Below are 9,251 nucleotides of genomic sequence, written 5' to 3' on the forward strand. Positions count from 1 at the left end.
TTTTCCTATCTGGATGAATTGATCGAGAAAAAAGAAGATGAAAAACCAAGAACAAAAATTGGTTATAAGAATGATCGTTAAATATTCTTTATATATCGAGGTTTTATCAATAATTGTGTAAATAAAAATCCAATCATTATAAACAAAGAAGCAAACAAATTATAACCATGAAATGTTCGATAAACCGCAAAATTGTGTTTTAACAAATTGGTTTTAGATGCAGATAATGAATTGTCACGAATGCGATAAAAAGCTAAACTTTCAGGAACTGGCTTTGCTATTTTTATTTTTTTTAAAATAGTAAGCCAAACCACCCAATCCTGGCGTTTTCGAGTAGATGAAATAGCTATTTTTCCAAAATATTTCGTCTCATAAATACCGGTTAGATTACCAACATAATTACAAAAAAACAATTGTTGATAGGAAAGATTTCGTGGTGCTTCTACCCTTTTATTTAATGAATTTCCCTCTTCATTGATACAATCATAGAAAGAGAAAGTAAAGTGAGTTTTGTTGTCTTTTAGAAATTGAAGCTGCTTTTCGAGTTTTAAAGGTTTCCATAAATCATCAGCGTCCAGAAAAGAAATATAATCACCATTTGCTTTTGACAAAGCCAATTCTCTGGCAATGCCAGCGCCTGAATTCTTTTCGAGTTTGAAAAGTCTAATTCTACTATCTCTAATTACAAAATCTTCGATAATTGAAACCGTTTGATCTGTTGAACAATCGTCAACAATAATCATTTCCCAATTTTGATGAGTTTGATTTTGAACCGATTGAATTGTTTCTGCAATGAATTTTTCAGAGTTGAAAGAAGGCGTAATTATAGATACTAAAGATGTCTCCATACTAATATGCTTTTTCGTCTCCTTTTAAAGTAATATAAATCGTGTTGAAAATGATTTTAAGATCTAACAATAACGACCATTTTTCGATATAAAAAATATCATATCGTACTCTGTTTATAATGTCTTTATCTGTTTCAACTTCTCCACGGAAACCTTTGGTCTGAGCCAAACCAGTGATTCCTGGTTTTACAAAATGGCGCACCAAAAATTTATTTACTTTAACCGCATATAAATTACCAACACTTAACATAAGAGGCCTTGGTCCTACAACTGACATATCTCCAAGTAAAACATTAAAAAATTGTGGCAATTCATCAATACTTGTTTTGCGGATAAATTTGCCTACTCTTGTTATTCGGGTATCATTTTTAGAAACCAATTCAATATCTGCGCGATCATTAACCTTCATCGATCTAAACTTAAAACAATTAAATACCTGATTATTCAAACCATGTCTTTTTTGTACAAAAAATAGTGGCCCTTTGGAATCTAATCTTATTATAATTCCTAAAACAGGTATTAACCAAGATAATAAGCCAATTATAATTACTAAAGAAAAAACAATATCAAAAAAACGTTTTATAATTTTATTTACAGAATCATCAAGAGATATGTTTCTGAGCGAAATGACTGGTATATAATCATAATATTCGAAAACAGTATTTACAGAAAGTAATTGCTTTTGATCTGGGATAAATTTTAGTGTTTTCAAATTGTTATCAGCAAAAGAAATAAATTTTTCTACCTGTTTAGATGACAAATCTTCCATTGAACAATAAATTTCGTCAATGTTATGATCTACAATAAAAGAAAAAATTTCTTTGATGTAAATTGTATCATGATGATCCAAATTAAATACTTTAACCAATCTATATCCATAATCGGGATTCTCTTCAAAAAAATGCTTCAACGGATCAACACTTTTATCTTCTCCTACAAGTACTACACTTCTTGAATTTCCTCCAAACAGAATTCGGAATCTTCTCAAAAAGAAATAAATAAACAATTTAAAAATGAGTATAAGCGTAACAGATAGTGATGTAAACTTAATAATTTCAATCAAACTGTACTTTTGAGTGTAAAAAAAGGCGAATGCAAAACAACATACTGTAAAAGCAATGGCTTGTTTTAGAGTACAATTTAAAATAGAAATTACTTTCGTATAACGGTAAACCTCATAAAATCCCAAATAAGCAGCAATAATTAACCACGCGGAACTAATGAAAAAAGCATAAAAATTTTGAAAAATAGGAACACCAGAAAAATACGCCGTAAAAAAATTGATAATAATCAAATCTAATAGGCGTGAAAAAGGTCTAATATATCCTGAATATCTTCCTGTTTTGGTTTTCACTAAAAAATGTACTTTGAAAAATCTTTATGATCTTCCTTGGATAATTCATCTTTGGATAAAGATTTAAAATAATCATATGTAATTTTCATTCCCTCGGCACGGCTTACTTTGGCTTCCCAGCCTAATAATTCTTTTGCTTTAGTGGTATCAGGTTGGCGCTGCATAGGATCGTTTATTGGTAAAGGGTGATAAACTACCTTTTGATTTGTTCCTGTCAATTTAATAATCTCCTCAGCAAAATCCTTAATCGTGATTTCGTCAGGATTTCCAATATTTACCGGATACACATAATCTGAATGCAATAACCTGAAAATTCCTTCTACCTGATCATCAACATAACAGAATGAACGCGTTTGCATTCCGTCGCCAAAAATAGTCAAGTCTTCGCCACGAAGAGCTTGTCCAATAAAAGCAGGAATAACACGACCATCATTGAGTCGCATTCTTGGTCCGTAAGTATTAAAAATTCGAACAATTCTAGTTTCTACACCGTGAAAAGTATGATACGCCATTGTTATCGATTCCTGAAAACGTTTGGCTTCGTCATACACTCCTCGTGGTCCAATAGTATTAACATTTCCATAATATTCCTCTGTTTGTGGATGAACCAATGGATCTCCATAAACCTCAGATGTTGAAGCAATAAGAATTCTGGCTTTTTTAGTTCTAGCCAAACCTAAAAGATTATGTGTCCCAAGCGAACCTACTTTTAAGGTTTGAATTGGAATTTTCAAATAATCAATAGGACTTGCTGGCGATGCAAAATGCAGGATATAATCTAACTTTCCTGGAACATGTACAAACTTGGTTATATCATGATGATAAAACTCAAAATGCTGTAATTTGAATAAATGTTCTATATTTTTTAAATCTCCAGTAATGAGGTTATCCATTCCAATTACATGATAACCTTCTTTTATAAAACGGTCACACAAATGAGATCCTAAAAATCCTGCAGCACCAGTAATAAGTATTCTTTTCATAAATAATAGTTGCTTTTTAAGCAGAATATGATTACTCCTATTGGTTATTTCAGTCGGAGTATGAATTTTTTACTTCACATTTTTGGCATTATTTCCAAAGTGCAAAATATGCAAAATTCATCATTTACTTAAAATTTTGTAATGGTCGCAAATGTACTAAAATATTTTACCTTTTAATTTTAAGCAAAAATGATTAACAATTAAATATTTTATTTTTTTAATCTATCTCAATACATAGCCATTACACTCTGCAAACTTTATATCATATTAAAAATTTGTTCCAAAATCTTAATTGTAATCAGATATGTTGGTTTTACACCTGTTGTTCCCAGTCCTCCGGAAGCCAAAGTGCTTCCTGTTTCTAATGGATTATCTGATGCGTAATAAGCATATCTGACTTTGATGTCATAAGGAACGCTTTTTCTGATTTTAGACGCTGCCTGAATCGCTTTTTGGTAATAGGAACCTTCCATTTCTAGTCCTATAACACCCCAAGTAGATTCATGAAAAAACTTTAGTAAATCTTTATTTTGTAAAGATGTTCCAAGGACTGTAACCATTGGACCAGCATACACATCAATATCATTACCTTCAAACATTTCAGGAGTCAATTCATTTTTGAAGAAATAATTATCAGCTGTTCCCTCGTTGATGTGGGCATTCGGAATCATAATGTCTCCCTTTCCTCCTGCGAGAATTCCTGCTTTTCCCATAATTGAAACCGATTCGACTTGTAGCAGAATTTCTTTTTTATAAGGTCTTAGCAATTCGTCTATTGTTTCGTAGGCTTGCTCGCCAAAAGCATAATCCATAACAATAAGTACTGGTTTTTTATCTCCAAATTTAGCTTTTGGGAAAGCAGTTTTGGACCAATCTATTTTGGCTGTATCAAAAATTTGAACATCAATATTAGTCCCTGATGAATCTGGTAAAAAAATCATTCCTTGTTTCAGAGCCAAAGCTTCTACCTGACTACGAACTTCATTAGCTCCGGATTTACTCAACTCTTCATAAATAAAGAAATCGGATTTGTCTTTGAATTTCGTTTTTAAATGAGGCGTAGCAAAAATTGAATTCATCACCGAATGCATATTGGCACTAATTACATGAATAGGCCTGTCTAATAAGTCATTTGCTTGTAGAACTTCCTTAATGTTATTTGCCCAAATTTCGCCGTGAATATGATGCCCTAAACGTTCTCTCAAAACTGGGCTGAAAGTAATGGTTCTTTTAGTGTTATCAATAACTTCTTCAATAGCTAATTTTCCCAGCCAATAAATTACATGCAAGAATCGATCCGGAGCAGTTTCTGTTCCAAAAGCATCATAAATATTCAAAACTTCTTCGAAGGTTCTTGCTAAAATATTGGCAGCATGAGAAATGGCTTTTTCTTTTTCTATTAATGTCAGTTTTTTACTTTGCGAAACTGCCATTTCAAGTTTAATCCAATCTCTGGAAACTTCTCCCCCATCATCCTGTAAAACTCTGTTTTTTATTTTATGTGATTCAATAAAAATAAATGTCAAATGCGTTAAAATATCATAAATATCAGAGCGTCCTCTGGTAATTTCAACATTCATTTGCTCCTCATCAATTCGGTAGCAATTACGGCGTCTTTTTGGCGGAACAATGGCTTTAAAATGAGATTTAGAATACCCTTCATCCGAAGTTAAATTAATAAAACGGCACTCTTCGATTCCAATTGGAAGGCGTTCAATTACGTACAAAAGTCCATTTAGTTCTACCTTTTCTTCGGCAATATTTCCATAAATTTCGGGTCTTAATGCTAATAGAGCTTCTCTCAAAGTATCTCCGGAAACTCCCATTGGTTTGTAAAAACCTCTATTAAAAAGATGGCGCATTGTGATGTACATTTTTTCAATTGCTGCCGATGATTCGTGTGCTCTGGATCTGGATATGTTTTTTGCGTCTTTCATTTTTATTACTTTTTTAATCTTTTAAATTAATAAGTACAAAAGGAATAGTATTCAAACTTCATGCTTCATTTTGAAACTACAATGGTTTGAAATCCTATCTCATAGTACTTATAAATAACTCTCATTTCCTTGAAAAAATATAGGAAACTTAGAGTATTTTCTGTTAACGAAGATAGGAAAATAAAAGGTAAAATCTGCACAATTGGGAATTGTTGAGCCTTAAATTAATGGTAATTTAATTCTATAATGTCTGTTTAATAACTTCTTCTGATTCGGTGTCGAAAATTAGAATTCCTTCAAGTTGGTCATCAAGTTGATTCAATAATTGCCCATCTTTTGACCAAACGGCACTTTGTCCAACACTTTCAAAATTGTCGCAGAAACCAACACAATTAGACATTAAAATTGGCATTCCGAATTTTGTTGCAATTAATGGATAATGAGATTCTGCATTATTGACGCCTTCTTGAGTTTTGGCAACACTTACCAAATAAATATCTGCGCCAAGACTGGTGGCATGTTCAGCATGATCGAATTGCATACTTTCATAACAGATTGAAAGACCGATATTTTTATTGTTCACTCCCAATATAATTTGCTTATCTCCTGCGATAAAATAAGGGAATTCATCAGAATGCAATTTTTGTTTTGAATACGTTTGCCGTGCCTGATTTGGTTGAAAAATAATCATGCTTATTTGTATCCCTAAACTTGTATTTGTGGGCACACCAATTCCAATTGTGATTTTATTTTCGTCGCTTATTTTTTGAAAATCATCAAATATTGGATCATCTTGATTGGTTGCTAAATCCTTAACTAATTCAGGCTCATAACCAGTTATAGAAAGTTCTGGAAAAAAGATAGCATCAGCTTTGTTTGAGATAGCGAGCTGAATTAATTTTTTATGTGCATCAATATTTGCAGAAATATTTCCTTTAATTGGCCTTGTCTGTGCTACTGAAATTTTCATTATGCTATCTTTTTTAATAACTAATTTACTTTTAACGCTGATGCAATTTTCCGATCATTCGAAAGTCTTGGAATTTTATTTTGGCCACCCAACTTCCCTATTGATTTCATGTATTCCTGAAAACCGTTTTTAGCCACTTTGGTTATCACTAATTTTCTCAAAACATGACCAACGATCAAGTCATCATAATAAATGTTTTGTTTTCGCATCGCATTGTCTAGCGCTTCCGCAAAAGTTTGAAAATCCTCTGGTTCGTTTTCAAATTCTATGAACCATTCGTGATAAGGCAATCCTTCGGCAGGTGTAATCTGTGGTGCAACTGTAAATTCATTAACTCTAACCGTTGTTCCTTCCATTGCTTCCTGTAAAGCACATTCGACTTCCTTACCAATAACATGCTCTCCAAAAGCAGAAATATAATGTTTAATGCGTCCCGAAACAATCACGCGATATGGTTTTAAAGAGGTAAATTGAACAGTATCGCCAATATTATAACCCCAAAGTCCAGCATTGGTAGAAATAATCAACACATAATTTACCCCAAGTTCTACTTCGCCAATCGTGTAGCGTTTTGGATTTTCGTTAAAAAAATCTTCACTTTTAATAAATTCATAAAAAATACCAGAATTCAACAATAGCAACATTCCCTTTTCTTTTTGGGAATCTTGGTAGGCAAAAAATCCTTCGGAAGCTGGAAAAAGCTCTATACTATCTACTTTTCTACCAATTAAGTTTTCAAATTTGGCTCGATAAGGTTCAAAATTGACACCTCCGTAAATGAATAAATTGAAGTTCTTGAAAATTTCTCCAACAGGTCTTCCAGCCTTTTGCTGTAGTTTTTCAAAATACATTTGAACCCAAGAAGGAATTCCCGAAATCACCGTCATGTCTTCGTTGATGGTTTCATCGACAATAGCATTTACTTTGGTTTCCCAATCTTCGATGCAATTGGTTTCCCAAGATGGTAATCTGTTTTTCTGCAAATATTTCGGAACAAAATGCGCTACAATTCCCGACAAGCGGCCTAATTTAATTCCGTACTTTTCTTCTAAAATAGGGCTTCCTTGCAAGAAAATCATTTTTCCGTTTACAAAATCGGCATTCTTGCTTTCATGTATGTAATGCAAAATGGCATTCCGGGCGGCTTCGATATGATACGGCATGGATTCTTTTGTCAACGGAATGTATTTCGCTCCCGAGGTTGTTCCAGAAGTCTTTGCAAAATACAAGGGTTTCCCTTTCCAAAGTATGTTTTTCTCGCCTTTAACCACTCTATCAACATACGATTTTAAGCCTTCGTAATCCCGAATTGGAACTTGTTTAGAAAAATCTTCGTATGTTTTTATTTGATCAAAATGATGATCTTTTCCAAATTGTGTTTCTTTTGCAGCTTCTATTAAATCCAAAAACACTCTTTTTTGGGTTTCCACAGGGGAATTGGCCCAGGCTTGTGTCTTTTTGTATATTCTCTTTGCAAATATTTTTGCAGCAACCGATTTTAGTGACATTCTTTTTGGGCTTTATTTTATAATTGCAATGTTATTTTATTTTGATAAAATAATTGAAATCTGATTTACTTTGTTTTCTTTTTAACTTTTCCTTTTTGAGATTTCGCATCTATTTTTTCTTCTTCTTTCACTCTTTCTCTCAATTCCATTTCATTTTTAGAAGCAGACAAATCCACTGGTTCTGGTGCTTCTTCAACGCTCGAGAGAATTGAATCTTTATTAAACTTAGCATATTCTAATTCTCCGTTTAAAACTTTTTGAATGGATTGAATATAGAGTTCGTTTTTCTTTAAGGCTTTGGAAAGCGAATCAGATTTTAACGCCAGGAGCGTTGCATTTCGTTTTAATTCTGATGATGAATAACCGGGGATAAATTCTCGTAAAGGCGTAAAAGCAATCAATAGTGTCGTTGCCGAAATCAGAAAAATTGCTCCCAATGTAAGCGAAACAAAAACACTCATTATATTCAATTTAAAAGAAAAAATTTCCTCAAAAGTGTTTTCATTCAAAATTATTAATCGGTTTTTGATTAATAATCTCTTCCAAAATTTCTTTCTTTTTGATCGATTACTAGACATCTTGCTACAGTTTAAGTCACAAATATAATAATTAAAAGTCTTGTAAACACTAGACTTGATCGAGTGTTTCGACTGATAGCCTGACAATTTTATAAAATATTTAACGCTAAAACAGATAAATAAATGTATCAAAATGAAAACTTATATAGTTATTCTATATACCTTTGCACCTTAGATTCATTACAAATTTGCTACGGCATAAATTATTCTATCATGGGAAGATTAGGAGTTACAGAAATACTTTTGATTATTGGAGTTATATTATTAATGTTTGGAGGTAAAAAAATTCCAGAATTAATGAAAGGTTTAGGTACTGGTATTAAAGAATTTAAAAACGCTGCCAAAGAAGATCAGTCAGCAGATAAAAAAGACGAAACTAAAGAATAGTTTTTCTTTAAATAATTTATAAAAAAATTCCAAATTCCTTTATATTTTTAAGGGAATCTGGAATTTTTTTATTGACCAAAATTAACTAATTTTTATAGGTCACACCCATGTCTTCGATTGAGAAATGATCGGTTAAAAGATGCAATAAATGATCTCGTAGTTCGATATATTCCGGGGTTTTTACAATTTCGATTTTATTTCTCGGTCTTGGCAAATTTACCTCAACAATTTCCCGAATAGTCGAAGCCGGACCGTTATGCAAAACGACAATTCGGTCAGACAAAAACAAAGCTTCCTCAATATCATGGGTAATCATCACGATGGTTTTTTCGCGGTTGTTCAGGTTCCACAATTTCAAAACTTCGAGTTGCATTGATCCTTTAGTCAAAGCATCCAAAGCGCCAAAAGGTTCGTCCATCAATAACACGCCAGGATTAATTGCAAACGCTCTGGCGATAGCTACTCTTTGTTTCATCCCGCCCGAAAGTTGTCCTGGTAATTTGTCTTTGTGTTGGAGTAAATTTACCATTTTGAGATTGTTTTTTACAATCATATGTTTCTCTTCTTTGGAACAATTCATAACCGAATCTACCGCTTGAAAAATGTTGTTTTCTACCGTTAACCATGGTAATAACGAATAGTTTTGAAAAACGATTCCTCGATCCGGACCTGGTCCTTTGATGTTT

Annotated in this window: 9 protein-coding genes; 1 reads left to right on the plus strand and 8 read right to left on the minus strand. The window is 32.6% G+C overall.

The genetic code is table 11. The annotated features are described in order from the left end of the window. Positions 1 to 77: 77 nt before the first annotated feature. The 7 genes from VLC96_RS18095 to VLC96_RS18125 form a co-directional block, all read right to left on the minus strand. Positions 78 to 848 (minus strand): glycosyltransferase family 2 protein, encoded by a 771-nt coding sequence (locus tag VLC96_RS18095; RefSeq protein ID WP_325265172.1) that lies wholly within the window; start codon positions 846 to 848, stop codon positions 78 to 80. A gap of 1 nt (position 849) precedes the next feature. Further along, the gene (locus VLC96_RS18100) at positions 850 to 2,202 is read right to left on the minus strand and encodes an exopolysaccharide biosynthesis polyprenyl glycosylphosphotransferase (RefSeq protein ID WP_325265174.1); all 1,353 of its coding nucleotides are present in this window, start codon (positions 2,200 to 2,202) and stop codon (positions 850 to 852) included. Continuing rightward, complete coding sequence (locus VLC96_RS18105) at positions 2,202 to 3,185, minus strand: UDP-glucuronic acid decarboxylase family protein (RefSeq protein ID WP_325265176.1); 984 nt, start codon at positions 3,183 to 3,185, stop codon at positions 2,202 to 2,204. The genes VLC96_RS18100 and VLC96_RS18105 overlap by 1 nt, the downstream gene beginning before the upstream one ends. Before the next feature lie 257 nt (positions 3,186 to 3,442). After that, on the minus strand, positions 3,443 to 5,122 hold the full coding sequence (locus VLC96_RS18110; protein WP_325265178.1) for a DUF6909 family protein: 1,680 nt from the start codon (positions 5,120 to 5,122) through the stop codon (positions 3,443 to 3,445). 241 nt (positions 5,123 to 5,363) lie between these two features. Beyond that, positions 5,364 to 6,092 (minus strand): carbon-nitrogen hydrolase family protein, encoded by a 729-nt coding sequence (locus VLC96_RS18115; protein ID WP_325265179.1) that lies wholly within the window; start codon positions 6,090 to 6,092, stop codon positions 5,364 to 5,366. 20 nt (positions 6,093 to 6,112) lie between these two features. Beyond that, on the minus strand, positions 6,113 to 7,600 hold the full coding sequence (locus tag VLC96_RS18120; protein WP_325265180.1) for a GH3 auxin-responsive promoter family protein: 1,488 nt from the start codon (positions 7,598 to 7,600) through the stop codon (positions 6,113 to 6,115). 65 nt (positions 7,601 to 7,665) lie between these two features. After that, on the minus strand, positions 7,666 to 8,061 hold the full coding sequence (locus tag VLC96_RS18125) for a peptidase (RefSeq protein ID WP_325265182.1): 396 nt from the start codon (positions 8,059 to 8,061) through the stop codon (positions 7,666 to 7,668). A gap of 330 nt (positions 8,062 to 8,391) precedes the next feature. Here VLC96_RS18125 and tatA point away from each other — a divergent pair, with 330 nt between their 5' ends. Beyond that, complete coding sequence (gene tatA, locus VLC96_RS18130; protein ID WP_325265183.1) at positions 8,392 to 8,565, plus strand: twin-arginine translocase TatA/TatE family subunit; 174 nt, start codon at positions 8,392 to 8,394, stop codon at positions 8,563 to 8,565. 85 nt (positions 8,566 to 8,650) lie between these two features. On the opposite strand, the gene VLC96_RS18135 is transcribed toward tatA, so the two are convergent. Beyond that, positions 8,651 to 9,251, minus strand: a 601-nt coding sequence (locus VLC96_RS18135) for an ABC transporter ATP-binding protein (protein ID WP_325265185.1), incomplete at its 5' end; no start/stop codon positions are given.

Source organism: Flavobacterium sp., assembly GCF_035456085.1.
In the GTDB taxonomy this organism is placed as follows: domain Bacteria; phylum Bacteroidota; class Bacteroidia; order Flavobacteriales; family Flavobacteriaceae; genus Flavobacterium.

Coding starts and splice junctions, on each gene's coding strand:
- VLC96_RS18095 (WP_325265172.1), bottom strand. CDS start 848: ATGGAGACATCTTTAGTATCTATAATTACGCCTTCTTTCAACTCTGAA.
- tatA (WP_325265183.1), top strand. CDS start 8,392: ATGGGAAGATTAGGAGTTACAGAAATACTTTTGATTATTGGAGTTATA.
- VLC96_RS18105 (WP_325265176.1), bottom strand. CDS start 3,185: ATGAAAAGAATACTTATTACTGGTGCTGCAGGATTTTTAGGATCTCAT.
- VLC96_RS18110 (WP_325265178.1), bottom strand. CDS start 5,122: ATGAAAGACGCAAAAAACATATCCAGATCCAGAGCACACGAATCATCG.
- VLC96_RS18115 (WP_325265179.1), bottom strand. CDS start 6,092: ATGAAAATTTCAGTAGCACAGACAAGGCCAATTAAAGGAAATATTTCT.
- VLC96_RS18125 (WP_325265182.1), bottom strand. CDS start 8,061: ATGAGTGTTTTTGTTTCGCTTACATTGGGAGCAATTTTTCTGATTTCG.
- VLC96_RS18120 (WP_325265180.1), bottom strand. CDS start 7,600: ATGTCACTAAAATCGGTTGCTGCAAAAATATTTGCAAAGAGAATATAC.